We start from the raw sequence: 26,931 nt of genomic DNA, 5'->3' as shown, positions 1-26,931 counted from the left end.
CCAATAATGATGGCGTCGAATGAAATAGTTGGAATGTTAGCCATGAATCAGATACCCCAAAGAATCTGCACACCCCAGACGAAGTAAGCGAACATCGCGACGCCGCATACTGCCTGGAAGAGGAAACGTACTGCAGTCGCGGACTTGCCCAGCGCCATCGGCGTCAGGTAGTCAGTCGCGATGGTCCACATGCCAACCCAGGCGTGAGCGCCCAGGGCTACAAGGGCCAGCAGACTGAAGATTCGCATCGCATTGTGGGAAAACAGGCCGTGCCATTGCTCATAGCCGATGCCCGGGTTTGCGACGAGGTATCCGATCAGGAAAATGAAATAAGCCGCGAGAACGACCGCAGACACACGCTGTGCCATCCAGTCATAGAGGCCCGAACGCGACAGATTCGTTACGCTGGTTACCATATCCAAACTCCTGCCAGAACGATCAGCACCACGGAAATGGCGATGATGATTTTCGAGCCCAGGCGGCCGCCTTCCAGCGTCTCACCGATGCCCATGTCCATGATCAAGTGGCGCACACCGGCTACCAGGTGATACAGAAGAGAGGACAGGAGGCCCCATGCTACGAACTTGGCCAGCGGGCTGGTCAAGCATGCCTTCACCTCGGCGTATCCTTCCTCGGAACCCAGGGATTTGCTCAATGCATAAAGCATGATGCCCAAGCCCAGGAACAGGATGATGCCGGAAACACGGTGCAGGAACGACGTAACGCCGGTGATGGGGAGTTTGATGGTCCTTAGGTCTAGGTTTACAGGTCGTTGGCTATTCACGGCTTTTTTTCACACTGAAGAGCCCCTAACAATCAGGGCAAAGTTGTTGGGGAGTGCGACTGGTCAGGTAAGCACCACCCAGGGAGTGCGACCCCCAATGAAAGCAAGCCCAAAAGCCCTTGGCGGTCGGTGGCCGAGTATAGACAGTTAGGTTACTAATGACAACGCGCACACCTCACCCTAATAGCTGATTGCGCTGGCGGGATAAAAGGCGTAAATGGCAGGCAATTTCGACGAAAAAGTACGGTTAAAGCCTTCTGGCGCAAGACTTTAGGCAAATTGACATCTGGATTTATATCAATATAGTGGTGCGGGCCCTGCGTGGGGGGTCTGTCTGATGATTTGAAGCATAAATAGGAGGCCACATGGCTGACAAAAAAGCGCAGTTGATCATCGAGGGCGCAGCCCCCGTCGAGCTGCCCATTTTAACCGGCACCGTTGGTCCCGATGTTATCGACGTAAGGGGCCTGACGGCCACGGGCCGTTTTACTTTCGACCCAGGCTTCATGTCGACCGCTTCCTGCGAGTCGAAGATCACCTATATCGATGGTGATAATGGCATTCTGCTTCATCGCGGCTACCCGATCGAGCAACTGGCTGAAAAGTCGGACTACCTGGAAACCTGCTACCTGCTGCTAAATGGCGAATTGCCAACAGCCGAGCAGAAAGCCCAGTTCGTCAGCACCGTGAAGAACCACACCATGGTTCACGAGCAGTTGAAGACCTTCTTCAACGGCTTCCGTCGCGACGCCCACCCGATGGCCGTCATGTGCGGTGTAGTAGGCGCCCTGTCGGCCTTCTATCACGACTCCCTGGACATCAATAACCCGCAGCATCGCGAAATTTCCGCGATCCGCCTGGTTGCCAAGATGCCGACCCTGGCCGCAATGGTTTACAAGTACTCCATGGGCCAACCCATGATGTACCCGCGCAACGACCTGACGTACGCGGAAAACTTCCTGCACATGATGTTCAACACCCCGTGCGAGATCAAACCGATCAGCCCGGTGCTCGCCAAGGCCATGGACCGGATCTTCATCCTCCACGCCGACCACGAGCAGAACGCTTCCACCTCTACCGTGCGCCTGGCGGGCTCTTCGGGTGCCAACCCGTTCGCCTGTATTGCCGCCGGTATCGCCGCACTGTGGGGCCCTGCCCACGGCGGTGCGAACGAAGCCGTATTGACCATGCTCGATGAAATCGGCGATGTGTCCAACATCGACAAATTCATCGCCAAGGCCAAGGACAAGAACGACTCGTTCAAGTTGATGGGCTTCGGTCACCGGGTCTACAAGAACCGCGACCCGCGCGCCACCGTCATGAAGCAGACCTGCGACGAAGTGCTGAAGGAACTGGGCATCAAGAACGATCCGCAACTCGAACTGGCCATGCGCCTGGAAGAGATCGCCCTGACCGACCCGTACTTCATCGAACGCTCGCTGTACCCGAACGTCGACTTCTACTCGGGGATCATCCTCAAGGCGATCGGCATTCCAACCAGCATGTTCACCGTGATCTTCGCCCTGGCGCGGACCGTGGGCTGGATCTCCCACTGGAAAGAAATGCTCTCCAGCCCGTACAAGATTGGCCGCCCGCGCCAGCTGTACACCGGCTACGAGTCGCGTGACATCACCAAGCTGGAAGATCGCAAATAAGCACTTAACTGCTTGTTTGTCATGAGAACGGCCTCCCTTAGTGGAGGCCGTTTTTGTTCGTGTGGCCTGATCTAACGCCATCGCAGGCAAGCCAGCTCCCACAGCCGATCGGGTTCACACAGTCAACCTGTGGGAGCCGGGCTTGCCCGAGATGAGGCCGGCCCAGGCAACACAAAAGACCCAGGCAAAAAAATACCCCGGCCTTGCGACCGGGGTATCTCTTATGCAACTGACGACTTAGTGATTAACCGCCCCACTCGCCCCCAGGCCAGTCTGCGAACGCACAAACTGTGGGAAGTACAGCGCGCGCTCTTTCTCTGCCGCCGCCGACTTGTCGGTGATGGAGAAGAACCAGATGCCGACGAACGCAATGATCATCGAGAACAGCGCCGGGTACTCGTACGGGAAGATCGCCTTTTCATGGTGCAGGATCGAGACCCAGATGGTCGGGCCAAGGATCATCAGGCCCACGGCGCTGATCAAGCCCAGCCAGCCGCCAATCATGGCGCCACGGGTGGTGAGGTTTTTCCAGTACATGGAAAGCAGCAGCACCGGGAAGTTACAGCTGGCGGCGATGGAGAACGCCAGGCCGACCATGAACGCAATGTTCTGGCTTTCGAACAGGATACCCAGGCCGATGGCCAATACACCCAAGGCTACGGTGGTGATCTTCGACACGCGAATCTCGTCCTTCTCGTTGGCCTTGCCTTTCTTGATCACGCTGGCATACAGGTCATGGGACACCGCCGAAGCACCCGCCAGGGTCAAGCCGGCAACCACCGCCAGGATGGTGGCAAACGCCACAGCCGAGATGAAGCCCAGGAAGATACTGCCGCCCACCGCGTTGGCCAGGTGCACCGCCGCCATGTTGTTGCCACCGAGCAAGGCGCCCGCTGCGTCCTTGAACGCCGGGTTGGTGCTGACCAGCAGGATCGCGCCGAAGCCGATGATGAAGGTCAGGATATAGAAGTAGCCGATGAAGCCGGTTGCGTACAGCACGCTCTTACGCGCTTCCTTGGCGTCGCTCACCGTGAAGAAGCGCATCAGGATGTGCGGCAGGCCAGCGGTACCGAACATCAGTGCCAGGCCCAGGGAGAATGCCGAGATCGGGTCTTTCACCAGGCCGCCGGGGCTCATGATCGCCTCACCTTTGGGGTGAACCTTGATCGCCTCGGAGAACAGCATGTTGAAGTCGAAGTTGACGTGCTTCATCACCATCAGCGCCATGAACGAGGCACCGGACAGCAACAGTACCGCCTTGATGATCTGCACCCAGGTGGTCGCCAACATACCGCCGAACAGCACGTACATGCACATCAGGATACCCACCAGGATCACCGCCACATGGTAATCAAGGCCAAACAGCAGTTGGATCAGCTTGCCCGCGCCGACCATCTGCGCGATCAGGTAGAACGCCACCACCACCAGCGAGCCACAGGCCGACAGGCTGCGGATCTGGGTTTGCCCCAGGCGATAGGACGCCACGTCGGCAAAGGTGTATTTGCCCAGGTTACGCAAGCGCTCGGCGATCAGGAACAGAATGATCGGCCAGCCCACCAGGAAGCCGATCGAGTAGATCAAGCCGTCGTAGCCGGAGGTGAACACCAGCGCGGAAATCCCCAGGAAGGACGCCGCCGACATGTAGTCACCGGCAATCGCCAGACCGTTCTGGAAACCGGTGATCTTGCCGCCCGCCGCATAGTAGTCCGCCGCCGATTTGTTGCGCTTGGACGCCCAGTAAGTGATGCACAGGGTGGCGCCGACAAACGCGACGAACATCACAATGGCCGAGATGTTCAGCGGTTGCTTGTGCACTTCACCGGTCAATGCGTCCGCCGCCCAAACGGCCGGAGCCAACAGCGAAGCACCGAATAGAGCCAATAGACGCCGGATCATTGCGCAGCCTCCTTGAGAATCGCATTGTTCAGGTCGTCAAATTCGCCGTTGGCCCGACGCACGTAGATGCCGGTGAGAATGAAGGCCGACACAATCAGCCCGACGCCCAGGGGAATGCCCCAGGTAATCGAGGAACCGGGGCTGATCTTGGCCCCCAGTACTTGTGGCCCGTAGGCAATCAACAGGATGAAAGCGGAGTAAAGCCCTAGCATGATCGCCGAGAGAATCCAGGCGAACCTTTCCCTTTTCCTGACCAGCTCCTTGAAACGCGGGCTGTTTTGAATCGAGAGGTAAATGCTGTCGTTCATTGTTTTTATCCTCGCAGCACAGCTTTTTATTATTTTGGAACGTATCCACTGTATGCGGCTGCGCAATGGGTTCCAGACGACCTTAGTAGTAGATCGAGCTTAGCGAGGATTTGTAAAAAATGTAGGAGCGAGCTTGCTCGCGAAAAACGTCAACGATAACGCGTTCATTCTGGATGATCGCGGTGCCTATGCGTTCTTCGCGATCACGCTCGCTCCTACAATTGGGGCGGGGTTATTTAGCGGTCCATTCGGCGACGCGCTCGGGGTGCTTGGCTACCCAGTCCTTGGCCGCGGCGTCCGGCTTGGCGCCTTCTTGAATCGCCAGCATGACTTCACCGATTTCATCCTTGGAGGCCCACTGGAATTTCTTCAGGAAGGCCGCGACTTCCGGCGCTTTCTTCTCCAGGCCCTTGCTGCCGATGCTGTTGACCGTTTCAGCAGCACCATAAATCCCTTTTGGGTCGTCCAGGAAACGCAGTTTCCACTTGGCGAACATCCAGTGCGGCACCCAACCGGTGACCGCAATCGACTCCTGCTTGTCTTCGGCACGGGTCAGTTCGGCAATCATCGCCGCACCCGAGCTGGCTTGCAGTTTGTAGTCCAGGCCATATTGCTTGATGGCTTCGTCGGTCTTGAGCATTACGCCTGAACCGGCGTCGATGCCGACGATCTTGTTCTTGAAGGTGGTATCGGTCTTGAGGTCTTCGATGGACTTGGCCTTGACGTACTCCGGCACGATCAAGCCGATCTTGGCGTCCTTGAAGTTGGGGCCGTAGTCGACCACCTTGTCCTTGTTCTTGGTCCAGTATTCACCGTGGGTTACAGGTAGCCAGGCGGAGAGCATGGCATCGAGTTTTCCGGTGGCGACGCCCTGCCACATGATCCCGGTGGCAACCGCTTGCAGTTTTACGTCGTAGCCGAGCTTTTGCTTGATCACCTCTGCCGCCACATGAGTGGTGGCCACGCTGTCGGACCAGCCGTCCACGTAGCCGATGCTCAGGGTCTTGCTGTCGGCACTGGCCAGTGAGGAGCCCATCGCAACTACCAGAGTGGCAGCTGCGCCCAAGAGTCGTCGCATCTTCATAGTACTTCCCCGAAAGTGCTGCGCCCGACGGATGCCGAGCGACGTCAAACTGTTGTTATAGGGTGCACCGCGCCCCCTTCACGCGCATCGATCCGGTTGCTGAGGCATCAGTGGAGTACTGACAGTTTTATCTTCAACCTGCGTAGGCATTTGCCCTTCTCTGTCAGCGACCTTGGTTGAGCAAGAAACGACATCACATCGCCAGTAGGACGCTTTGTAGGCGTTATCGCCAGAATCCCGCCCGAAGTTTGCATGTCAAAATTATGCAGCCGCACTGGGCTGCGGCAAATCCGGGTAAGATGCGCGCCTTTGCTCCCCCAGATAAGCCGACCATGCCCGCGACTGCCCGCTTCCCTGCCCTGCCCTATTTCTTTGCCTTGATCCTCGGCGTGCTTGCCCTTGCCGGCTACTGGTACGGCCTCGGCCGGCCCGTGGTATTGCCGGACGTCGCCAGCGCCAGCCATAAGCTGCAATGTGCGTCCTACACACCGTTCGACAAGGACCAATCCCCGTTCGATCAGCCGTTCAGGTTGCGCCCCGAGCGCATGGACGCCGACCTGGCGCTGCTCGCCACGCGTTTTGAATGCATTCGCACCTATTCCATGACCGGCCTGGAAGCCCTGCCGGGCATGGCGCGCAAGCATGGGTTGAAGGTGATGGCCGGGGCCTGGGTCAGCAGTGACCCCGTGGCGACTCAAAAAGAGATCAACGAGTTGATCGCGGCGGCCAACGCCAGCCCGGACGTGGTGACCTCGGTGATCGTCGGCAACGAAGCCCTGCTGCGCAAGGAAGTCACTGCCAAGCAACTGGTGGCGCTGATCCATCAGGTTAAAAGCCAGATCAAGCAGCCCGTCACCTATGCCGATGTCTGGGAATTTTGGTTGCAACACCCGGAAATCGAGCCGGCGGTGGACTTCCTGACCATTCACCTGCTGCCGTATTGGGAAGATGAGCCATCCGGCATCGACCAGGCGCTCAAGCACGTGGGCGATGTGCGCCAGACCTTCGGCCATAAATTCGCGCCCAAGGACATCGTGATCGGCGAAACCGGCTGGCCCAGCGAAGGTCGCCAGCGCGAAACCGCCGTGCCCAGCCGGGTCAATGAAGCCAGGTTCATGCGTGGCTTCGTGGCCATGGCCGAAGCCAATGGCTGGCGCTACAACCTGATCGAAGCCTTTGACCAGCCATGGAAGCGCGCCAGTGAAGGGGCTGTGGGCGGTTACTGGGGGTTGTTCGATGCAGACCGTCAGGACAAAGGCGTTCTCGCAGGCCCTGTGACCAATGTGCCGTACTGGCCGCTGTGGCTGGGCGTCGGCGGGCTCATCCTGCTTGGCACCCTGGTGCTCGGCGGCCGCGTTCGCAGCCCGCGCTCTGCGTTAATACTGCCATTGCTCGGTGCCGTGGCGGCATGTTCCATCGGCAGTTGGGCCGAACTGACCCGCGTTACCGCGCGCTTCAACGATGAATGGGTATGGGCAGGCTTGCTGGTGGTGTTGAACCTGCTGGTGCTGGCGCACGCCGCCCTGGCCCTCAGCGCCCGGGAAGGCTGGCGTGAGCGCGGGTTCCACTGGCTGGAGCAGCGCGCCGGCTGGCTGGTGGCAATCGCCGGGTTCGCCGGTGCGGTGATGATGCTGGCGCTGGTGTTTGACCCGCGCTATCGCAGCTTCCCAAGCGCAGCGCTGGTGCTGCCGGCCCTGGTGTACCTGGTACGCCCGGTAACCGGGCCGCGTCGGGAGATTGCATTGCTGGCCTTTATCATCGGTGCCGGCATTGCGCCGCAGTTGTACCGTGAAGGGCTGTTGAACCAGCAGGCCTGGGGTTGGGCAGTGGTCAGCGTGCTGATGGTTGCGGCTTTGTGGCGTTGCTTGCGAGTGCGCAAGGCTTGACACCGCTATCGCAGGCAAGCCAGCTCCCACCGTTGATTGGGTTCACACATTTCTATCTGTGAGCACGGTCAACTGTGGGAGCTGGCTTGCCTGCGATGAGGCCACATCAGGCCCCGCGCGGCTTCCTGACCAACCGCAACCCCGCAATCACCACTGCAAACACCGCAAACGTCGTGTTGTACAACGCCAGCGCCGGCAACCCGAACACCAACCCCACCACCGCCAACGCCCACCCCGCACGCCCCGGTACAAAAAAGCCCAGCACCGAGGTGATCAACGCCGCCCACCCCAACAGCTTGAAATGAATCATCAAACCCAAATTCGAACGCACCTGGCACTCCCAGCGGCTGGCCTCATCCGCACAGATGCCAACCCATTGCCCATCCTCCATGAAGCCATAGCGTGCGGCATAACTGGCGGCCAGCCATAACGGCAGGGCAATAAGCAGCAGGATCAACGGCAAACGACGGGACATGGGGCACTCCGATAGGCAAAAACGGCGCCCAGCTTAATCCCACGGCGGCCGTTAGCAAGGTGTTCGCACAGATATCTGTTCAACAAAGCATGGCAAAGTGTATCGTCTCGCTACTATTACCCCGATTCCGACGTTTTTTTCCGACTTTTCGTGCCGAGTGCTGGCACTTCGGTGACAAGGCGGTGGTCATAGCCTGCGAACTTCATTCAGCCCGTTCCTCTTAGGGATTAAGTCATGCTCCGTTCCTTGCGCTGTGCTGCCTTGCTGGGCAGCCTATTTTTGAGTGCGTCAGCACTGGCCGTCGATATCGACCAAGCCAGCTATGGCTACCCTTTGACCAACCCGTTCGAAGCGACCATCGCCACCACACCTCCCGATCTGCGGCCAACCCTGCCCACCGATGACGAGATCACCCAGTCCGACTACACCCTGACGATGCGCCCCGAGCGCGAGTTCAGCCTGCCGGACAATTTCTGGGCGGTGAAGAAACTCACCTACCGCATTGCCAAGCAAGACCGTGCTGCGCCTTTGATCTTCCTGATCGCCGGCACCGGTGCACGCTTTGACAGCAGCATCAACGAATACCTGAAAAAACTGTATTACCAGGCCGGCTACCATGTGGTGCAGCTGTCCTCGCCGACCAGCTTCGACTTCATCAGCGCCGCTTCGCGCTTCGCCACCCCGGGCATCACCCAGGAAGACGCCGAAGACATGTACCGCGTGATGCAGGCCGTGCGCGCACAGAACGCCTCGTTGCCCGTGACCGATTTCTACCTCACCGGCTACAGCCTGGGCGCCCTGGATGCGGCGTTTGTCAGCAAGCTGGACGAGACCCGCCGCAGCTTCAACTTCAAGAAAGTGCTGCTGCTCAACCCGCCGGTCAACCTCTACACCTCGATCACCAACCTCGACAAGCTGGTACAGACCGAGGTCAAGGGCATCAACAACAGCACCACTTTCTATGAGTTGGTGCTGAGCAAACTGACACGTTACTTCCAGCAAAAAGGCTACATCGACCTTAACGATGCCCTGCTTTATGACTTCCAGCAGTCCAAGCAGCACCTGACCAATGAACAGATGGCCATGCTGATCGGCACCTCGTTCCGCTTCTCGGCCGCCGACATTGCCTTCACTTCGGACTTGATCAACCGACGTGGCCTGATTATTCCGCCCAAGTACCCGATTACCGAAGGCACCAGCCTCACGCCGTTCCTCAAGCGTGCCCTGCAGTGCGACTTCGACTGCTACCTCACCGAACAAGTGATCCCAATGTGGCGCGCGCGTTCCGATGGCGGCAGCCTGCTGCAACTGATCGACCAGGTCAGCCTCTACGCCCTCAAGGACTACCTGCGCGACAGCCCGAAAATCGCCGTGATGCATAACGCCGACGACGTGATCCTCGGCCCTGGCGACCTGGGCTTCCTGCGTAAAACTTTCGGCGATCGCTTGACCGTCTACCCGCTGGGCGGCCACTGCGGCAACCTTAATTACCGCGTCAACGCCGACGCCATGCTGGAGTTCTTCCGTGGCTAAATATCTTCTGCTGCTCGCCGCACTGATGTGCGCAGGCGTGGCCAATGCCGACAACAGCAAGGCCCAAGAACCCGTCAAGGTCGATGCCGACGGCTTCAAGGAGCCGCTGACCAAGCTCAAGTTCAACCCAGGCTTGGACCAGCGCGAATTCGAGCGTTCCACGCTCACCGCGCTCAACGTCTACGACCCACTGGAGTCGTGGAACCGCCGCGTGTACCACTTCAACTATCGCTTCGACCAGTGGGTGTTCCTGCCGGTGGTGAACGGTTACCGCTATGTCACGCCGAGCTTTCTGCGCACCGGCGTGAGCAACTTCTTCAACAACCTGGGCGATGTGCCTAACCTGATGAACAGCTTGTTGCAGCTCAAGGGCCACCGCTCCCTGGAAACCACCGGGCGCCTGCTGGTCAACACCACCATTGGCATCGCGGGCCTGTGGGACCCGGCCACCGCCATGGGCCTGCCGCGCCAGAGCGAAGACTTCGGCCAGACCCTGGGCTTCTACGGTGTACCGGGGGGTGCTTACCTGATGCTGCCGATCTTCGGCCCGTCGAACCTGCGTGACACCGGCGGCCTGCTGGTGGACTACAGCGCCGAATCGCAGATCAACTTCCTCAACGTGTCTGAAGTCAGCTCCAACCACCCGGAAGTCTGGGCCCTGCGCGCCGTGGACAAGCGCTACCAGACCAGCTTCCGCTACGGCCAGATGAACTCGCCATTCGAGTATGAGAAGGTGCGGTATATCTACACCGAATCGCGCAAGTTGCAGATCGCCGAGTAAACAGCAGCGATAAAAAAAGGCCATTCGATTGAATGGCCTTTTTTATGCCTGCGGTTTCACCCTCGCAGTGCTTTCCAACCTTTACCTGCCACGCTGACCACTGCAAGGACGACAGCGCCGGCAATGATCCCCGCTACCGCATTAAGCAGCGTCGGCATCAGCCACGCGAACGCGCCGGTGCTCTGGCTCACGGTTTCGATCCAATGATGCACCACAGGCACGCCATGGGTGAGGATGCCGCCACCGACCATGAACATCGCCGCGGTGCCGATCACTGACAGGCTCTTCATCATGTAGGGGGCCGCGCTCAGGATCGCGCCGCCAATACTTCGCGCCACCTGACCCGGCTTCTGCGTCAACCACAGCCCCAGGTCGTCGAGCTTGACGATACCGGCCACCAACCCATATACGCCGATGGTCATGACAATGGCGATACCCGACAGCACGATCACCTGCTGCGTGAGCTGCGCGTCGGCGACGATGCCGAGGGTGATGGCAATGATTTCGGCCGACAGAATAAAGTCGGTACGGATCGCGCCCTTGATCTTGTCTTTCTCGAACGCCACCAGATCGGTTGCCGGGTCGGCTACCGCCTCAGTCAATTGTGCGTGTTCGGCCTGGTCTTCTGCCTTGCTGTGCAAGAATTTGTGGGCGAGTTTTTCGAAGCCCTCGAAACACAGATAGGCGCCGCCGAGCATCAACAGCGGTATCACCGCCCAGGGTGCAAAGGCGCTGATCAACAGGGCCATCGGCACCAGGATCAATTTGTTGATAAACGAGCCCTTGGCCACCGCCCACACCACGGGGATTTCCCGCTCGGCGCGCACGCCGGAGACCTGCTGGGCATTCAGCGCAAGGTCATCGCCGAGCACGCCCGATGTCTTCTTGGCGGCCATTTTTGTCATCAGCGCGACGTCATCGAGTACCGCGGCGATATCGTCGATCAACACCAACAAGCTGCTTCCTGCCATGAACCGGACTTCCATTAGAGAGAGATGGCGCGAGCATAACGCGGCGCAAGGCCTTGTGGGCAGATTGTTGAGGCCTGCGGATGGCCGGTGCTACCATGCGCAACCGCCTGTCATGGCAAGGAAACGTCTGGTTTATGAGCAGCATTCGCGAGCGCAACAAAGAAAAAATCCTGCGGGCGGCGAGCGAGGAGTTTGCCGACAAGGGCTTCGCCGCGACCAAAACCAGCGACATCGCCGCCAAGGCCGGGCTGCCCAAGCCCAACGTCTATTACTACTTCAAGTCCAAGGACAACCTCTACCGCGAGGTGCTCGAAAGCATTATCGAGCCGATCCTGGCCGCCTCTACGCCGTTCAATCCCGACGGCGAGCCCAAGGAGGTGTTGAGCAACTACATCCGCTCCAAAATCCGCATCTCCCGCGACCTGCCGTTCGCCTCCAAGGTGTTCGCCAGCGAAATCATGCACGGCGCCCCACACCTGAGCGCCGACCAGGTTGAACAGCTCAATGCCCAGGCCAAGCACAATATCGACTGCATCCAGAGCTGGGTTGACCGTGGCCTGATCGCAGCGATAGACCCCAACCACCTGATGTTCAGCATCTGGGCAGCCACCCAGACCTATGCCGATTTCGACTGGCAGATCTCGGCAGTGACCGGCAAGGCCAAGCTGGATGAAGCCGATTATGAGGCGGCGGCGCAGACGATTATTCGGTTGGTGCTCAAGGGGTGTGAGCCGGATTGATAGACCGCGCAGAGGCTATCGCAGGCAAGCCAGCTCCCACATCGTCCAGCGTCGTACACACTATGTATGAACACCGCAAAGCCCCTGTGGGAGCGGGCTGCCCGCGATAGCGCCCTCCCAGAAACATCCTGCCAAAAGCTCACAGAACAGCCTCAGCCACCGAGATCTAGCCTCTCAGAACCCCATCTGAAGAGAGGCCAAGGAATGCCTGATCTACCTGCTTCAAAACGCCTGCGCATCGGCCGCTATAACGAATCCAACCGCATTTACCTGCTCACCACAAACACCCTTGAACGTGAGCCCATCTTCACCGACTTCAGACTCGGCCGTCTGGTCGTACACCAATTCAGGATCGCTCAATGTAAAGGGCTCGCAACCTCATTGGCCTGGGTAGTGATGCTTGATCATTTCCATTGGCTTGTTTCTCTGGAGAAAGGTTCGCTTGCCGACTTGATGCGACAAGTGAAGTCCAAGAGCCCCCGAATTGTGAATGCGGTGGCTGGCCGCCAAGGTCGCCTCTGGCAACCGGGTTTTCATGATCATGCCGTGCGTCGCGAGGAAAGCCTTGAGGGGATTGCACGCTACATCGTAGCCAATCCACTCAGGGCCGGGCTGGTAAAGAAGTTTGGCGACTATCCGCTGTGGGATGCTATTTGGGTTTGACTGTAGACCGAGTCGACTGCATCGCAGGCAAGCCAGCTCCCACACTGATTGGATTCACACAGTTGGATTTGTGAACACCGCCAATGTGGGAGCTGGCTTGCCTGCGATAGCTTACTCACAGTCAGAACGATTCAAGCCGACACCCCCGCATCCGCCATCAACCCCACTCCCTCTATCGCCGTGATCGCACACTGCTCGTCAATATCGGACGTGTCCCCGCTGATTCCGATTGCGCCCAGCACCATGCCGCTCTGATCCCGAATCAACACCCCACCCGGCGCCGGCACGACGCTGCCCTGCCCCAGGCTGTTCAACGCCGCGATAAACGCCGGGCGCTGTTGGGCGTCCAGTGCCAGCAAACGTGAACCCTTGCCCAGGGCGATGGCGCCCCAGGCCTTGCCGATGGCGATTTGCGGGCGTAGCAGGCTGGCGCCGTCTTCGCGCTGCAGGGCGACCAGGTGGCCGCCGCTGTCGAGCACGGCGATGGTCAGTGGCGCAGCCGAAATGGTGCGGCCTGCGGTGAGGGCCTGGGTGGCCAGTTGGGTGGCGAGTTTCAAGGTTAAAGCGCTCATAGGTGCCGTCCTTATCTTGTTATGGGTAACGCGGTGAGGTCTGTTTGATCAGATGCTCGATCACACAAATAGAACACAATGACATTTGTTTTTGTATACAATATTTTCCAACAAAGGCTCCATACGTCGAAAAAAGCGCTTCCGACGAACGCAAAGGTCAGTTTACGAAAGGCATTGACCAACGCCGCTCGCCGTGAATACACTTTGGACAGACACCACTTGTATACAATTACAAAACGCAAGAGGCACCAAAACCATGAGCAAAATGAGAGCAATCGAAGCCGCCGTCCTGGTGATGCGCCGTGAAGGTGTGGATACCGCCTTCGGCATCCCAGGCGCCGCGATCAACCCGCTGTATTCGGCCTTGCAGAAGGTGGGTGGCATCGATCACGTCCTTGCTCGCCACGTTGAAGGCGCCTCGCACATGGCCGAGGGCTACACCCGCACCAAGGCCGGCAATATCGGCGTGTGCATCGGCACATCCGGCCCGGCAGGTACCGACATGGTCACCGGCCTGTACAGCGCCTCGGCCGACTCGATCCCGATCCTGTGCATCACCGGCCAAGCCCCTCGCGCCCGGATGCACAAGGAAGACTTCCAGGCCGTGGACATCACCAGCATCGTCAAACCGGTGACCAAGTGGGCAACCACGGTGCTGGAACCCGGCCAAGTGCCTTACGCGTTCCAGAAAGCCTTCTATGAAATGCGCTCCGGCCGCCCGGGCCCGGTGCTGATCGACCTGCCGTTCGACGTACAGATGGCCGAGATCGAATTCGACATCGACGCCTACCAGCCGCTGCCCCTGGCCAAGCCGCTGGCGACCCGTGTGCAGGTGGAAAAAGCCCTGGCCCTGCTCGATGCAGCCGAACGCCCACTGCTGGTGAGCGGTGGCGGCGTGATCAACGCCGACGCCAGCGAGTTGCTGGTGGAGTTCGCTGAGTTGACCGGCATCCCGGTGATCCCGACCCTGATGGGTTGGGGCGCGATCCCGGACGACCACCCGCTGATGGTGGGCATGGTCGGCCTGCAAACCTCGCACCGCTACGGCAACGCCACGATGCTCAAGTCGGACGTGGTGCTGGGCATCGGCAACCGCTGGGCCAACCGTCACACCGGTTCGGTCGAGGTGTACACCGAGGGCCGTAAATTCATTCACGTCGACATCGAGCCGACCCAGATTGGCCGCGTGTTCACGCCGGACCTGGGCATCGTTTCCGACGCCGGCTCCGCGCTGACAATGTTCATCGAAGTGGCCCGCGAGTGGAAAGCCGCCGGCAAGCTCAAGGACCGCAGTGCCTGGTTGCATGACTGCCAACAGCGCAAGGCCACCCTGCACCGCAAGACTCACTTCGACAACGTGCCGGTCAAGCCGCAGCGCGTGTACGAAGAGATGAACCAGGTGTTCGGCAAAGACACCTGCTACGTCAGCACCATCGGCCTGTCGCAGATTGCCGGCGCGCAATTTCTGCATGTGTACAAGCCACGTCACTGGATCAACTGCGGCCAGGCCGGCCCATTGGGCTGGACCATTCCGGCAGCGCTGGGCGTGGTCAAGGCCGACCCGAGCCGCAAAGTGGTGGCCTTGTCGGGCGACTATGACTTCCAGTTCATGATCGAAGAACTGGCGGTGGGCGCGCAGTTCAAGCTGCCGTACATCCACGTGGTGGTGAACAACTCTTACCTGGGCCTGATCCGCCAAGCCCAGCGTGGGTTCGAGATGGACTACTGCGTGCAGCTGTCCTTCGACAACCTCAACGCCCCGGAACTCAACGGCTATGGCGTCGACCATGTGGCGGTTGCCGAGGGCCTGGGCTGCAAGGCGCTGCGTGTGTTCGAGCCAGGCCAGATCCAACCGGCCTTGCGCCGCGCCCAAGAGATGATCGAAGAATTCAAGGTGCCGGTGATCGTTGAGATTATTCTGGAACGGGTGACCAATATTTCCATGGGCACCGAGATCAACGCCGTCAATGAATTCGAAGATCTGGCCCTGGTCGGCAACGATGCGCCGACTGCCATTTCCCTGCTCGATTAAGGAGAACCCTATGCCGCGCTTTGCTGCCAACCTGTCCATGCTGTTTACCGAACAGGATTTCCTTGCTCGCTTCAAAGCGGCTGCCGATGCCGGTTTCCAAGGCGTGGAGTACCTGTTCCCGTATGAATTCAGCTCTGCCGACATCAAGGCGCAGCTGGACGCCAACGGCCTGACCCAGGTGCTGTTCAACCTGCCAGCCGGTGACTGGGCCAAGGGCGAACGCGGCCTGGCTTGCCACCCGGACCGGGTCGAGGAGTTCCGTGCCGGGGTCAAGCTGGCTATCGCCTATGCCCAGGTATTGGGCAACACCCAGGTCAACTGCCTGGCGGGTATCCGGCCACAAGGCGTTGATGACGAGACCGTAGAAAAGACCTTCGTCGCCAACCTCAAGTACGCCGCCGAAAAGCTGCAGGCAGCGGGTATCAAGCTGGTGATGGAGATGATCAACACCCGCGACATTCCGGGCTTCTACCTCAACAACACGGCGCAGGCCCTGTCGATTCGCGAGCAAGTGGGCAGCGCCAACCTGTTCCTGCAATACGACATCTACCACATGCAAATCATGGAAGGCGACCTGGCGCGGACCATGGCGACGCACCTGGGCGAGATCAACCACATCCAACTGGCGGACAACCCAGGGCGCAACGAGCCAGGGACCGGTGAGATCAACTACCGCTTCCTGTTCGAGCATCTGGACCGCATTGGTTACGCGGGTTGGGTCGGCTGTGAGTACAAGCCGTTGACCACCACCGAGGCGGGTTTGGGTTGGCTCAAGACCCATAACGCCATCTGACAACAGACACGACACCAAACAATGTGGCAGCTGGCAAGCCAGCTCCCACATTAAAAGAGGATTTTGATCATGGCTAAAATCGGATTTATCGGCACCGGCATCATGGGCCAACCCATGGCCGCCAACCTGCAGAAAGCAGGCCATCAACTGTTTCTCTCCGAACATCACGGCAAGGCACCGGCTGAACTGATCAGCGCCGGCGCCGTGGCCCTGGCCAACCCGCAACAAGTGGCCCAGGAAGCCGAGTTCATCATCGTCATGGTGCCCGACACCCCACAAGTCGATGACGTGCTGTTTCGCGCCGACGGCGTGGCTGCGGGCCTGTCACCGAAGAAGGTGGTAATCGACATGAGCTCGATCTCCCCGACCGCCACCAAAGCGTTCGCCGCCAAGGTCAACCAGGCCGGCGCGCAGTACCTGGACGCCCCGGTGTCCGGTGGTGAAGTCGGCGCCAAGGCCGGCACCTTGAGCATCATGGTCGGCGGCGAACCGCAGACTTTTGAACGCGCACTGCCGCTGTTCCAGAGCATGGGCAAGAACATCACCCTGGTGGGCGGCAATGGCGATGGCCAGACCGCCAAGGTGGCCAACCAGATCATCGTTGCCCTGAACATCCAGGCGGTGGCCGAAGCGTTGTTGTTCGCCTCCAAAAACGGCGCCGACCCAGCCAAGGTGCGTGAAGCGCTGATGGGTGGCTTTGCATCGTCCAAGATCCTGGAAGTGCACGGCGAGCGCATGATCAAGGGCACCTTCGACCCGGGTTTCCGCATCAACCTGCACCAGAAGGACCTGAACCTGGCATTGGCCGGCGCCAAGGAACTGGGGATCAACCTGCCGAACACCGCCGGCACCCAGCAAGTGTTCAGCACCTGCACCGCAATTGGCGGCGGCAACTGGGACCACTCGGCACTGATCAAGGGCCTGGAGCATATGGCGAACTTCTCGATTCGCGATAAATAACCCACACCGCTGATCGTTCCCACGTTCCGCGTGGGAATGCCTCTTGTGACGCTTCGCGTCACGCTTTGGGCGCAGAGCGTCCCGGACTGCATTCCCACGCAGAGCGTGGGAACGATCGCAGAGCGTGGGAACGATCGCTGCACCTCTAATAACAAGAATCCCCCGGGAGCCCGCTTATGTCGGTCGATCCGCAACACCTGCTTCGCGAGCTGTTTGCCACAGCCATCGACGCCGCCCACCCCCGGCAAGTCCTCGAACCCTACCTGCCTGCCGACCGCAGTGGCCGTGCGATCGTGATCGGCGCCGGCAAAGCCGCGGCCGCCATGGCGCTGGTTGTCGAAGACTGTTGGCAGGGCGAAGTCTCGGGCCTGGTGGTCACCCGCTATGGCCACGGCGCGCCATGCAAAAAAATCGAAGTAGTCGAAGCCGCCCACCCGGTTCCGGATGCAGCCGGCCTTGCCGTGGCCCAGCGCGTGCTGGAACTGATCAGCCATCTGGGCGAAAACGACCGCGTGATCTTCCTGCTCTCCGGCGGTGGCTCGGCACTACTCGCCCTGCCCGCCGAGGGCATCACCCTGGCGGACAAGCAAGCCATCAACAAAGCCCTGCTTAAATCCGGCGCCACCATTGGCGAGATGAATTGCGTGCGCAAGCACCTCTCGGCCATCAAGGGCGGGCGCTTGGCCAAGGCCGCGTGGCCGGCCACGGTGTACACCTACGCGATCTCCGACGTGCCGGGTGACCAGGCCACGGTGATTGCCTCGGGCCCGACGGTCGGCGACCCGAGCACCTCGCAACAGGCCCTGGCGATCCTCAAGCGCTACCACATCGACGCCCCCGCTTCGGTGCGCAGTTGGCTTAACAACCCCGCCTCGGAAACCGTCAAGCCCGGCGACCCGGTGCTTGCCCGCAGCCACTTCCAATTGATCGCCCGCCCGCAGCAATCGCTTGAAGCGGTGGCGGTCAAAGTGCGCCAGGCCGGTTTCAGCCCGCTGATCCTCGGTGATCTGGAAGGCGAAGCCCGCGATGTGGCCAAGGTACACGCCGGCATCGCCCGGCAGATCGTGCAGCACGGCCAGCCATTGGCGGCGCCGTGCGTGATTCTTTCGGGGGGCGAAACCACCGTCACCGTACGCGGCGACGGCCGTGGCGGGCGCAATGCGGAATTCCTCTTGAGCCTCACCGACAGCCTCAAGGGCCTGCCCGGCGTGTACGCCCTGGCCGGCGATACCGATGGCATCGACGGTTCAGAAGACAACGCCGGCGCGATCATGACCCCCTGCAGCTACCGCCGTGCCGAAGCCCTGGGCTTGTCGGCCAGTGATGAGCTGGACAACAACAACGGCTACGGCTATTTCGCCGCCCTGGGCGACTTGATCGTCACCGAGCCGACGCGCACCAACGTCAACGACTTGCGCGCCATCCTGATCCTTGAGACTGCCAACCATGACGCCTGACAAGAAGGTCAAAATCCTCGCCACCCTGGGCCCGGCCACCGACGGTATCGACGACATCCTTGAGCTGGTGGAGGCCGGGGTGAATATCTTCCGCCTCAACTTCAGCCACGGCGACCACGCCGACCATGCCCAGCGCTACCAGTGGATTCGCCAGGTCGAGCGCCAGCTCAACTACCCGCTCGGTATCCTCATGGACCTGCAAGGGCCGAAGCTGCGGGTGGGACGCTTTGCCGAGGGCAAGGTGCAACTGGTGCGCGGCCAGGCCCTGCGCCTGGACCTGGATGAAACCCTGGGCGACCAACGCCGGGTCAACCTGCCCCACCCGGAAATCATCGCGGCCCTGGAGCCGGGCATGGACCTGCTGCTCGACGACGGCAAGCTGCGCCTGCGCGTGATCACCAAGCATGCCGACGCCATCGACACCACCGTGCTCAATGGCGGCGAACTGTCTGACCGCAAAGGTGTGAACGTCCCACAAGCGCTGTTGGAACTGAGCCCACTCACCGCCAAGGACCGTCGCGACCTGAGCTTCGGCCTGGAGCTGGGTGTGGACTGGGTGGCGCTGTCGTTTGTGCAGCGCCCGGAAGACATTCGCGAAGCCCGCGAACTGATCAGCGATAAAGCGTTTCTGATGGCCAAGATCGAGAAACCTTCGGCGGTGCAGCGGCTGCAAGAAATCGCCGAACTGAGCGACGCGATCATGGTGGCCCGGGGTGATTTGGGTGTGGAAGTGCCGGCCGAGAGCGTGCCGCAGATCCAGAAAGACATCATCAGCACCTGCCGCCAACTGGGTAAGCCGGTGGTGGTGGCCACGCAGATGCTCGAATCCATGCGCTTCTCGCCGGCACCCACCCGCGCCGAAGTCACCGATGTCGCCAACGCGGTGGCCGAAGGTGCAGATGCGGTGATGCTGTCAGCGGAAACCGCCTCGGGCGAGTACCCGCTGGAAGCGGTGCAGATGATGAGCAAGATCATCCGCCAGGTGGAAAACGGCCCGGATTACCAGACGCAACTGGACGTCAGCCGACCCAGGGCGGATGCCACGGTGTCGGACGCCATCAGCTGCGCGATCCGCCGCATCAGCAGCATCCTGCCGGTGGCGGTGCTGGTGAATTACAGCGAGTCAGGCAGTTCCAGCTTGCGCGCGGCGCGGGAACGGCCGGTTGCGCCGATCCTCAACCTCACGCCCAACTTGTCCACGGCGCGACGCCTGAGCGTGGCGTGGGGCGTGCACTCGGTGGTCAATGATCGGCTGCGCCAGGTGGATGAGGTGTGTTCCACCGCGCTGGAAATTGCCCAGGCCCAGGGCATGGCGCAGCGTGGCGATACCTTGGTGATTACCGCGGGGGTGCCGTTCGGGCAGCCGGGGTCGACCAACTCGCTGCGCATAGAGACGCTGATTTAGCGCCTGTCAGGGCCTCATCGCGGGCAAGCCCGGCTCCCACATTTGATCGAGTTTGCATGCCGAACATCAATCAAATGTGGGAGCTGGCTTGCCTGCGATGAGGGCAACTCGGTCTTATTGACTCAACCCAACCTGCCCCGACTGGGCCGAAGCCCTGCTCAACGGCTTCAGCCAAATCTTCCTGCAGCGCCATCCGCTGTGCGGACTGCTGTGTCTGCTGGCGATTCTGATCGGCGCCCCGGCCTTGCTTGGCGGGGCCTTGCTGGGGGGAGTCGCAGGGTTGCTCACGGCCCAGCGCCGGGGGTATCCCAAGGCCGAGCGCCAGGCCGGGCTGTATAGTTACAACGGCGTACTGCTGGGCCTGTTGATCAGCCAGCACTTTGCCTGGTCGGCGCTGGTGCCACCGCTGATCCTGGCGTGCGGCGGCTTGAGTGCCATCCTCACCCGGCACTGGTTGAAACACGCGACCCAGCCCCAGGATTTACCGGCCTATACCGCGCCCTTTGTGGGTCTGGGTTGGTTGCTGCTCGGCCAGAGTCCTGAAAACACCCTTGCACTGATCGAGCCCGACACTGTCGCTGTAGTGGCCGCGCCCTTCGCCGGCCTTGCGCAAATCATGCTGCTGGACCAGCCCCTGGCGGGTGTACTGATCGCCCTGGGCTTGCTGCTGGCCGACCGCCGCGCCGCCGCGTGGGCCTTGGGCGGCGCCACTCTCGGCATGCTGGCCGGCTGGTGGCTGAATGACCCCACTGGCGCCCTGCTCGGCCTGCACAGTTATAACCCCGCGCTGGCCGCCCTGGCCCTGTGCTCGTCACGTCGCCAGCCCTGGTTGCCACTGCTGGGCATTGGCCTGGCCATCCTGCTCACCCCGGGCTTTGCCGGCCTACACCTGCCCGCGCTGACCGCGCCGTTTATCCTCGCGTGCTGGCTGGTGCGCGCCGGTCAGCGAATGCTGCACAAGCCTCACATGGACAGCCCGTTCGAATCGCCCTAGGCTTGCTCGATATTCGTTTCAGGCAGGGTTTATGGACAGCAACAACGACTGGCGCCAGCGCCTCTACATCATGGTGTTCCAAAGCGACACCGTCGCCGGGCGGCGCTTTGACGGCATCCTGCTGCTGATCATCCTCGCCAGCCTGGTGATCGTGATGCTCGACAGCATCGACACAATCCATCAGAACTACGCCGACGTGCTGGCCTATATCGAGTGGGGCTTCACGCTGATCTTCGCCATCGAGTACGGCCTGCGCCTGTATTGCTCGCCCAAGCCGCTGCGCTATGCCTTCAGTTTTTATGGCTTGGTGGACCTGCTCGCCATCGTCCCCGGCATCCTCGCGCTGTACTACAGCGACGCCCAGTATCTGCTGATCATCCGCATCATCCGCATGCTGCGTATCTTCCGCGTGCTCAAGCTCAGCCCGTACCTCAAGCAGGCCAACTACCTGATGGCCGCGCTGCGCGGCAGCAAGCAGAAGATCGTGGTGTTCCTGGTCAGCGTGTGCACCCTGGTGACGGTGTTCGGCACCTTGATGTACGTGATCGAAGGCCCGGAACATGGCTTCACCAGTATTCCCAAGGGCATCTACTGGGCCATCGTCACCCTGACTACCGTGGGCTTCGGCGATATCGTGCCCAAGACGCCCTTGGGCCAGGTGATTTCGTCGCTGGTGATGATCACCGGTTACTCGATCATCGCCGTGCCAACAGGTATTTTTACCGCCGAGCTGGCCAGTGCCATGCGCGGCGAACAGCTGCACACTGAATGCCCAGCGTGCAAGAAGGACAGCCATGAACCCAACGCCGCATTTTGCGCGCGCTGTGGCAGCAATCTGTTTCGCAAACTGGAATAAGCAAAGTTCTTTTTAATCTTTAAAGCTCTATGCGGGCCCGGCTATAGTCGCTGGCAAATTGCCTCCCCTCTTCTCGAACAACAAGGAATGAGCAGTGAAAAAAATCCTCAGCGCCTCCCTACTGGCCGCCGGCCTGGCCCTGGCGGGCTCCGCCCAGGCAGCGACCACCCTGCTCAACGTCTCCTACGACGTGATGCGCGATTTCTACAAGGACTACAACGCCGCCTTCCAGAAGCACTGGGCAGCCGAGCACCCAGACGACAAGCTGACATTGCAGATGTCCTTCGGCGGCTCCAGCAAACAAGCGCGCTCGGTGATCGACGGCCTGCCCGCCGACGTGATCACCATGAACATGGCCACCGACATCAATGCCTTGGTCGACAACGGCAAACTGGTGCCGGACAACTGGGTAACGCGCTTGCCGAACAACAGTGCGCCGTTCACCTCCGCCACGGTGTTTATCGTGCGCAAAGGCAACCCCAAGGCGTTGAAAGACTGGCCCGACCTGCTCAAGGACGGCGTGCAGGTAATCGTCCCCAACCCGAAAACCTCGGGTAACGGCCGCTACACATACCTCTCGGCCTGGGGCTACGTGTTGAAGAACGGTGGCGATGAAGAAAAGGCCAAGACCTTCGTTGGCAAGTTGTTCAAGCAAGCGCCAGTACTGGACACCGGTGGCCGCGCCGCCACCACCACCTTCATGACCAACCAGATTGGCGACGTGCTGGTGACCTTTGAAAACGAAGCCGAAATGATCGCCCGTGAATTTGGCCGTGATCAGTTCGAAGTGGTCTACCCAAGCGTCTCCGCCGAAGCCGAACCGCCGGTGTCAGTGGTGGATAAAGTGGTCGAGAAAAAAGGCACCCGTGCTGCGGCCGAGGACTACCTCAAGTATCTGTGGTCGCCCGAAGGCCAGGAAATTGCGGCCAACAATTACCTGCGCCCACGGGACCCGAAGGTACTGGCCAAGTACACCGACCGGTTCCCGAAGGTGGACTTCCTGTCGGTGGAGAAGACCTTCGGCGACTGGCGCACGGTGCAAAAGACCCACTTCAATGATGGCGGCGTGTTCGACCAGATCTACTCTGGCCAATAACCCATCTGACTGAATCAACTCGGTCAAACCTGTGGGAGCTGGCTTGCCTGCGATGACGGCGAGTCAGCTTGCACATGAGCGGCTGATCCCCCGCCATCGCAGCATAGGTATCTACACAACTTTGTAGGTTGCAGCAGCCAACGCTAACCACGATGCGAAGCGAGCCGCTCTTGATCTTGATCTGGCTTTTGATCTTAGGCGCCCCGTTAAACCACGCTGGCCGAACGCAGGCTTGAATTCGTGGGTAACCCGGCAGGACGCCGGGTGAGCCGCCGTCAGGGCGGAACCCTAAGTGGCCGTTACCTAAATAACGGATATGTACCCGGTCCAACTGTGTCGCCTGCCAGACCACCTTCGCGAGCAAGCCCGCTCCCACAGTTGGATCGTGGGGTGTCAGGTAGATAGGGGGCGGCTGCCAGGCTGTCATCGCAGGCAAGCCAGCTCCCACTTTTTTTGCGCGAAGCAGATGTGTCTGAATGTATCATCAGCCGACATAAGTGATATCACCACAAGCAACCTACTCACTTGCAGGCCTTGTCTTTACTCTCCCCACCTCATCGTCCTTCGCCTTTATGAGTACACCATGAACGCAACCTCTCCCGCTGCTGGCACCATGACCCGGGGCATGGTCATGCTGTTCGCGTTTTGCTGCGGCGCCATCGTCGCCAACATCTACTACGCGCAACCGATCATCGAGCTGATTGCCCCAGACATTGGCCTGACGCCGGCAATGGCCAGCCTGATCGTGTCCCTCACGCAAATCGGCTATGCCCTGGGCCTGTTCTTTCTGGTGCCCCTGGGCGACCTGCTGGAAAACCGCAAGCTGATGATTGCCACCACCGTCGTGGCGATCGCCAGCCTGTTGGGTGCGGCGTTTATCGAACAGCCGAACCTGTTCCTGCTGGTGTCGTTACTGATCGGTTTCAGTTCCGTCTCGGTGCAGATCCTGATTCCGCTGGCCGCACACCTGGCGCCGGCCGAGTCTCGTGGCCGGGTGGTCGGCAGTATCATGGGCGGCCTGCTGCTGGGCATCCTGCTGGCACGGCCGGTGTCGAGCGTGGTGGCCGACCACTTCGGCTGGCGGGCGATGTTCATGGCGGCCGCGGCGCTGATGGCGTTTATCAGCGTGGTGCTGATGCTGACCATCCCCAAGCGCCAACCCGATCACAGTGCCAGCTACGGCCAGTTGCTGCGCTCCCTGGGCACTCTGCTGCGTGAGCAACCACTGTTGCGCCAGCGGGCGTTCTACCAGGGTTGCATGTTCGCCGCCTTCAGCCTGTTCTGGACCGCCGTGCCATTGGAACTGGCACGTAACCACGGCCTGAGCCAAAGCGAAATCGCACTGTTTGCCCTGGTCGGTGCCCTCGGTGCCATCGCTGCACCCATGGCCGGTCGCCTGGCCGATGCCGGCCATACCCACCGCGCCTCGCTGCTGGCGATGCTGTTTGGTGCGCTGAGCTTCCTGCCGGCGTTGGTGCACCCGCTCTACAGCGTGATCGGCCTGGCAATCACCGGGGTGGTCCTGGATTTCTGCGTGCAGATGAACATGGTCCTCGGCCAACGCGCCATCTACGCCCTCGACGCCCACAGCCGCAGCCGTCTGAACGCGCTGTACATGACCAGCATCTTCATTGGCGGAGCATTCGGTTCGGCGATTGCCAGCAGCGTGTATGAACACGGCGGCTGGTTGGGTGTAATGCTGGTGGGCAGTGCGTCTGCACTGGTCGCTCTGTTGCGCTTTTGGACTGTGTCACGTAAAGCCTCGTCGGCCGCCCTCCACGCGCCCTGACAGGCCCTTGAGCCGCACATCACGGGGTTTCACAACGCAAAAAGGGGCGGGACTTAATCAACCGTTGAATAAGTCCCGCCCAGCCTTACTTAGTACAGTGGATCAAACCCTCAAAGATAACCGCCATCTTTAATGTTGAGCCCTATGACATCTTCCGGACTGATCATTCGGGTACTCTTGATCAGGAAGTCGGTCTTGCCATCTCCGTCCAAGTCTATCGCCAGCAAATAACGGCCAGACAGCGGGTTAAACTTGATGATGGTGTCGCCCGCCTTCCCCGTGTAGTTATCGACGAAGTTCAACGATACCTTGCCGTCGAGCGCCATCTGCGAGAGGTCGATCTTGTCTTGCCCTGTGTTGAAGTCCAACAGCAAGTCGGCATTGGCGCGGGTTGAATCACTAAAGGCATTAAACTTGAAGGTATTCCAGCCGCCGCCGCCCACCAACGTATCGGCTCCCGCGCCACCGGTAAGCACGTTATCGGCACTGTTACCTATGATGCGGTCGTTACCGTGGCCACCCACGGCATTTTCGATCACCGTCTTCTCACCGATGCGAACGTTTTCCCTCATCCCGCCTACACTGGAAAACGCACCGCCACGCAAGTTGATGATTTGATCCTGCTTGAAGCCAGAGAAATCAAACGTATCGTTCCCACGCTCATCCCAGATGTTGAACTCTGGCTTATCGGATGCGGACGTCAGGGTGGTTTCCCGCTTGCCAGTATTTGAATTGAATCCGTAGGTGGTGTCATCGGTCCGGGGGTCGCCGCCTGGCCTGGGCCGGTCAACGACTGGCTGCTTGGTGCCTTCTGGCTTGGGCTGATCTACCACTGGCTGCTTGGTGCCTTCTGGCTTGGGCTGATCTACCACTGGCTGCTTAGTGCCCGCTGGCTTGGGCTGATCTACCACTGGCTGCTTAGTGCCCGCTGGCTTGGGCTGATCTACCACTGGCTGCTTAGTGCCCGCTGGCTTGGGCTGATCTACCACTGGCTGCTTGGTACCTTCTGGCTTGGGCTGATCTACCACTGGCTGCTTGGTGCCCTCTGGCTTGGGCTGCTCAACCACTGGCTGCTTGGTGCCCTCTGGCTTGGGCTGCTCAACCACCGGCTCCTTGGTGCCGCCGCGTGGCTTGGGCCTATCTGTTACTGGCGTGGAGAAGCCGCTCGGCTTGGGCTTATCCGTTACTGGCTTGGTGTCACCATTCGGCTTGGGCTCATCCGCTGCCGGTTTGGTATCTTCCTCTGCCTTCGGGGAACAACGAGCGATAACCACTTTGCCAGAATTCACTTCCCCTAGTTGAAGCAGTCCGGAGTTCAGGCTCGATCCATACAGTCGCTGCAGGCCAGTGCGGTCACCTACCAGCGGAGCGGAAAGATTAAGCAACTTGGATCCTGTCGAGGCCTGGTTGTCTGCCGCCGAGTTCGCATCGGCATGAGAGGACTTCACGGCGTCACTGTCGCCTGGGTTGCCAGGATGAGCCAACGGTGACGGTTGAGGGGTCACGTTCGGCGTGGGCATATGGTAATTTGCAGCGGATGCAGGTGCATTAATCATAATTACGTTTTCTCAGTTAGTTAAAAACAACAACACAACACTTCACAAGTAAAACACCCGTGAACTCTTAAATAGCCAGTCTCTATATTGACTACTCAAACTTTTACGCACGCATCAAAAAACGGCGTTATTAACGAATAACAAGCCATGACTTGTTGTGAGCACTTAAACTTGACGTTATGTTTCACTCATAAAGAGCGACTTGAATCTATTCAGCGCGCTTCTGACGTCGAATGAATTCCCCTGCAAGCCCGCCCTGGAAATGACGACTATCAAAGGCTGGCGCCTGCATCGCCCGGTACTCGCCTGAATGGGCACTCAAGCCATAGGCTGGCCTTACGTTTCGAGTGACAGCTTTCGGCTCGCAAGGATCTGTGCGAGGGGTTGGTTTAGGCTCGCACGGGTCCGGACGTGGTTGCGGTTCACGTGGGTTCGGACGCGGTCTCGGCTCACATGGTTCCGGACGCGGCTGTGGCTCACACGGGTCCGGGCGTGGCTGCGGTTCACGTGGGTCCGGACGCGGCCTCGGCTCACGCGGGTCCGGGCGTGGCTGCGGTTCACGTGGGTCTGGACGCGGCTGTGGTTCACGTGGGTTCGGACGCGGCCTCGGCTCACGTGGGTCTGGACGCGGCTGTGGCTCACACG

General features: G+C 60.1%; 24 protein-coding genes. 15 read left to right on the top strand and 9 right to left on the bottom strand.

Annotated features, from left to right (window positions below; all coding sequences use genetic code 11):
• Window positions 1-47: 47 nt before the first annotated feature.
• Window positions 48-416 (bottom strand): succinate dehydrogenase, hydrophobic membrane anchor protein, encoded by a 369-nt coding sequence (gene sdhD, locus GIW04_RS11395; protein WP_003172805.1) that lies wholly within the window; start codon window positions 414-416, stop codon window positions 48-50.
• Window positions 410-784 carry a succinate dehydrogenase, cytochrome b556 subunit gene (gene sdhC / locus GIW04_RS11390; RefSeq protein WP_003190005.1) on the bottom strand — a complete coding sequence of 125 codons (375 nt, stop codon included), beginning with the start codon at window positions 782-784 and terminating at the stop codon, window positions 410-412. Before sdhC ends, sdhD begins: the two co-directional genes overlap by 7 nt.
• A 365-nt stretch (window positions 785-1,149) precedes the next feature.
• On the opposite strand from sdhC, the gene gltA reads away from it, so the two are divergent.
• Entirely contained in the window at window positions 1,150-2,439 is a 1,290-nt protein-coding gene (gltA, locus tag GIW04_RS11385) for a citrate synthase (protein WP_003190003.1), read from the top strand.
• A gap of 237 nt (window positions 2,440-2,676) precedes the next feature.
• On the opposite strand, the gene GIW04_RS11380 is transcribed toward gltA, so the two are convergent.
• The 3 genes from GIW04_RS11380 to GIW04_RS11370 form a co-directional block, all read right to left on the bottom strand.
• Complete coding sequence (locus GIW04_RS11380; protein ID WP_003190002.1) at window positions 2,677-4,335, bottom strand: cation acetate symporter; 1,659 nt, start codon at window positions 4,333-4,335, stop codon at window positions 2,677-2,679.
• Complete coding sequence (locus GIW04_RS11375; RefSeq protein ID WP_003190001.1) at window positions 4,332-4,643, bottom strand: DUF485 domain-containing protein; 312 nt, start codon at window positions 4,641-4,643, stop codon at window positions 4,332-4,334. Before GIW04_RS11375 ends, GIW04_RS11380 begins: the two co-directional genes overlap by 4 nt.
• A 232-nt stretch (window positions 4,644-4,875) precedes the next feature.
• Entirely contained in the window at window positions 4,876-5,727 is an 852-nt protein-coding gene (locus tag GIW04_RS11370) for a glycine betaine ABC transporter substrate-binding protein (RefSeq protein ID WP_003189999.1), read from the bottom strand.
• 332 nt (window positions 5,728-6,059) lie between these two features.
• Between GIW04_RS11370 and GIW04_RS11365 the strand changes: the two genes are divergently transcribed.
• Window positions 6,060-7,613: a glycoside hydrolase family 17 protein gene (locus GIW04_RS11365; RefSeq protein ID WP_120247731.1), complete on the top strand. Its 1,554-nt coding sequence runs from the start codon at window positions 6,060-6,062 to the stop codon at window positions 7,611-7,613.
• Window positions 7,614-7,719: 106 nt separating this feature from the next.
• Here the strand turns inward: GIW04_RS11365 and GIW04_RS11360 are convergent, their stop codons facing one another.
• On the bottom strand, window positions 7,720-8,088 hold the full coding sequence (locus GIW04_RS11360) for a hypothetical protein (protein WP_014717724.1): 369 nt from the start codon (window positions 8,086-8,088) through the stop codon (window positions 7,720-7,722).
• Window positions 8,089-8,322: 234 nt separating this feature from the next.
• Between GIW04_RS11360 and GIW04_RS11355 the strand changes: the two genes are divergently transcribed.
• A complete protein-coding gene (locus tag GIW04_RS11355; protein ID WP_032892643.1) occupies window positions 8,323-9,621 on the top strand; it encodes a serine/threonine protein kinase in 1,299 nt (432 codons plus the stop codon).
• Window positions 9,614-10,402: an MlaA family lipoprotein gene (locus tag GIW04_RS11350; RefSeq protein ID WP_003189993.1), complete on the top strand. Its 789-nt coding sequence runs from the start codon at window positions 9,614-9,616 to the stop codon at window positions 10,400-10,402. Before GIW04_RS11355 ends, GIW04_RS11350 begins: the two co-directional genes overlap by 8 nt.
• A 56-nt stretch (window positions 10,403-10,458) precedes the next feature.
• On the opposite strand, the gene GIW04_RS11345 is transcribed toward GIW04_RS11350, so the two are convergent.
• Window positions 10,459-11,373, bottom strand: coding sequence for a DUF808 domain-containing protein (locus GIW04_RS11345; RefSeq protein ID WP_003189992.1), 915 nt, complete (start codon window positions 11,371-11,373; stop codon window positions 10,459-10,461).
• Between the two features lie 134 nt (window positions 11,374-11,507).
• Between GIW04_RS11345 and GIW04_RS11340 the strand changes: the two genes are divergently transcribed.
• Window positions 11,508-12,113 carry a TetR/AcrR family transcriptional regulator gene (locus tag GIW04_RS11340; protein WP_003189991.1) on the top strand — a complete coding sequence of 202 codons (606 nt, stop codon included), beginning with the start codon at window positions 11,508-11,510 and terminating at the stop codon, window positions 12,111-12,113.
• A 204-nt stretch (window positions 12,114-12,317) separates the two neighbouring features.
• Entirely contained in the window at window positions 12,318-12,776 is a 459-nt protein-coding gene (locus GIW04_RS11335; protein ID WP_120247730.1) for an REP-associated tyrosine transposase, read from the top strand.
• 131 nt (window positions 12,777-12,907) lie between these two features.
• Here GIW04_RS11335 and GIW04_RS11330 read toward each other — a convergent pair whose 3' ends face one another.
• Complete coding sequence (locus GIW04_RS11330) at window positions 12,908-13,348, bottom strand: GlcG/HbpS family heme-binding protein (protein WP_003189988.1); 441 nt, start codon at window positions 13,346-13,348, stop codon at window positions 12,908-12,910.
• A gap of 256 nt (window positions 13,349-13,604) precedes the next feature.
• Between GIW04_RS11330 and gcl the strand changes: the two genes are divergently transcribed.
• The 9 genes from gcl to GIW04_RS11285 all read left to right on the top strand — a co-directional run bounded on the left by gcl (window position 13,605) and on the right by GIW04_RS11285 (window position 24,730).
• Window positions 13,605-15,380, top strand: coding sequence for a glyoxylate carboligase (gene gcl / locus GIW04_RS11325; RefSeq protein ID WP_094774994.1), 1,776 nt, complete (start codon window positions 13,605-13,607; stop codon window positions 15,378-15,380).
• 10 nt (window positions 15,381-15,390) lie between these two features.
• On the top strand, window positions 15,391-16,173 hold the full coding sequence (gene hyi / locus GIW04_RS11320; protein ID WP_003189985.1) for a hydroxypyruvate isomerase: 783 nt from the start codon (window positions 15,391-15,393) through the stop codon (window positions 16,171-16,173).
• Between the two features lie 69 nt (window positions 16,174-16,242).
• Window positions 16,243-17,133: a 2-hydroxy-3-oxopropionate reductase gene (locus GIW04_RS11315; RefSeq protein WP_094774993.1), complete on the top strand. Its 891-nt coding sequence runs from the start codon at window positions 16,243-16,245 to the stop codon at window positions 17,131-17,133.
• A 176-nt stretch (window positions 17,134-17,309) separates the two neighbouring features.
• Window positions 17,310-18,590 carry a glycerate kinase type-2 family protein gene (locus tag GIW04_RS11310; RefSeq protein ID WP_120247729.1) on the top strand — a complete coding sequence of 427 codons (1,281 nt, stop codon included), beginning with the start codon at window positions 17,310-17,312 and terminating at the stop codon, window positions 18,588-18,590.
• Window positions 18,580-19,995 carry a pyruvate kinase gene (gene pyk, locus GIW04_RS11305; RefSeq protein WP_120247728.1) on the top strand — a complete coding sequence of 472 codons (1,416 nt, stop codon included), beginning with the start codon at window positions 18,580-18,582 and terminating at the stop codon, window positions 19,993-19,995. The genes GIW04_RS11310 and pyk overlap by 11 nt, the downstream gene beginning before the upstream one ends.
• A 154-nt stretch (window positions 19,996-20,149) precedes the next feature.
• On the top strand, window positions 20,150-20,989 hold the full coding sequence (locus tag GIW04_RS11300) for an urea transporter (protein WP_120247727.1): 840 nt from the start codon (window positions 20,150-20,152) through the stop codon (window positions 20,987-20,989).
• Between the two features lie 31 nt (window positions 20,990-21,020).
• Window positions 21,021-21,845 (top strand): ion transporter, encoded by an 825-nt coding sequence (locus GIW04_RS11295; protein ID WP_003189978.1) that lies wholly within the window; start codon window positions 21,021-21,023, stop codon window positions 21,843-21,845.
• A gap of 94 nt (window positions 21,846-21,939) precedes the next feature.
• Window positions 21,940-22,941 carry a sulfate ABC transporter substrate-binding protein gene (locus GIW04_RS11290; RefSeq protein ID WP_003189977.1) on the top strand — a complete coding sequence of 334 codons (1,002 nt, stop codon included), beginning with the start codon at window positions 21,940-21,942 and terminating at the stop codon, window positions 22,939-22,941.
• 583 nt (window positions 22,942-23,524) lie between these two features.
• Window positions 23,525-24,730 (top strand): MFS transporter, encoded by a 1,206-nt coding sequence (locus tag GIW04_RS11285; protein ID WP_120247726.1) that lies wholly within the window; start codon window positions 23,525-23,527, stop codon window positions 24,728-24,730.
• A gap of 110 nt (window positions 24,731-24,840) precedes the next feature.
• Here GIW04_RS11285 and GIW04_RS11280 read toward each other — a convergent pair whose 3' ends face one another.
• The gene (locus tag GIW04_RS11280) at window positions 24,841-26,286 is read right to left on the bottom strand and encodes a M10 family metallopeptidase C-terminal domain-containing protein (protein WP_236478981.1); all 1,446 of its coding nucleotides are present in this window, start codon (window positions 26,284-26,286) and stop codon (window positions 24,841-24,843) included.
• Between the last annotated feature and the right edge of the window lie 645 nt (window positions 26,287-26,931).

It is taken from the genome of Pseudomonas sp. PA-4-8C (assembly GCF_021606625.1).
Taxonomy (GTDB): Bacteria; Pseudomonadota; Gammaproteobacteria; order Pseudomonadales; family Pseudomonadaceae; genus Aquipseudomonas; species Aquipseudomonas lactis.
This window is presented reverse-complemented; position numbering and strand designations above follow the sequence as displayed.